Genomic DNA, 1,131 nt, shown 5'->3' on the forward strand with positions numbered 1-1,131 from the left:
GAGCATTGTGCCGCCACTGCCGGTAGGGGTGGGCACAGACAGCGCCGCCCCCGGCTGGTGGGCCGGGGGCGGCGCTGGTGTCGGTGTGCAGGTCGCCTCTCGGCGAGTGGCACGACGCGGCTCCAGCCGAACGGTATTCCGCGAAGGCAATATTAGGTGAGGCCCGGGGACACTGAGTCACACCGACACTGTCCACAACCAGCCCGACCCCCACCTTGTTCCCCGCACCGCCCCGCCGCCATCCCACCACCGCCGCACCCCTCAGCGCCACGACGCCACAACCCAAGGCCACGCCACGGCCACGCCGCACCCTCGCGCCGCGAGGGCTGCTTCCCGCTCCGGGTCGACCGGCCGTGCCGCCCCCCGGCGCTGGCCGGTGGCGTGAGAGGCGGATGACCTTGCCCCAACCGGCGGCTAACCGCAGACCTTGGACAGTTTCCGTTAGCTGGGCGCGCCTGCTGACGGCAAGGTTCCAAGATCTCGTGCGGTGGGAGCCGTGGAGCCATGAGGCGTCATGCGCAACCACCAACCGACGCCGGGGTGCAGGGTGTGGAAACACCGCTGGCCGGCACCCCCGGGTTGGGGGCGCCGGCCAGTGGCGCTAAGTCATGCGGTGGTGCGTGTGCGGGGTCAGCTGTTCCAGTGCTGGCCGACGAGGTCGGTGGCCTGCTGCTCCCACTGGGCGTACGCGTCCGGGTAGGCGGAGACCTGTACGGTCTGCGCGGCCTGGGTCAGGGGCATGTCCTGCCACCCGTCGACCTGCTTCAGGCCCTTGAGGAATGCGGTGGTGGAGTAGGCGGGGTCGGTGATCTGCTCCGGCGTACCCCACCCGCTGGTGGGGCGCTGCTGGAACAGGCCCAGCGAGTCGTGGTCGTTGGCGTCGCCGAGGTGGCCGAGGTTCTCCAGCTTCGACTCCTGCAGGCTCGTGGCGATGGAGATGACCGCGGCCCGCTCCGGCAGTCCGGCCTTCTTCGTGGCCGCGATGATGGCCTTCACGTTGGCGCTCTGCTCGTCGTTCAGGGTGATGTGGGACTGGTCGCCCTGCGGCTTGGCGCTCTGCACCGCGACCGCGACCGGCTTGCTGTCGACCGGGTTGGCGTGGGCGGCGATCGGACCGGCGAAGACACCACC

At 70.6% G+C, this 1,131-nt stretch carries 1 protein-coding gene; it reads right to left on the reverse strand.

From position 1 onward, the window contains the following. Positions 1-630: 630 nt before the first annotated feature. A partial coding sequence (locus ABZT18_RS32125; RefSeq protein WP_355253290.1) for a hypothetical protein occupies positions 631-1,131 on the reverse strand: 501 nt, incomplete at its 5' end.

Origin of the sequence: Micromonospora sp. NPDC005291 (assembly GCF_040607415.1) — a bacterium.
Lineage (GTDB): Bacteria > Actinomycetota > Actinomycetes > Mycobacteriales > Micromonosporaceae > Micromonospora.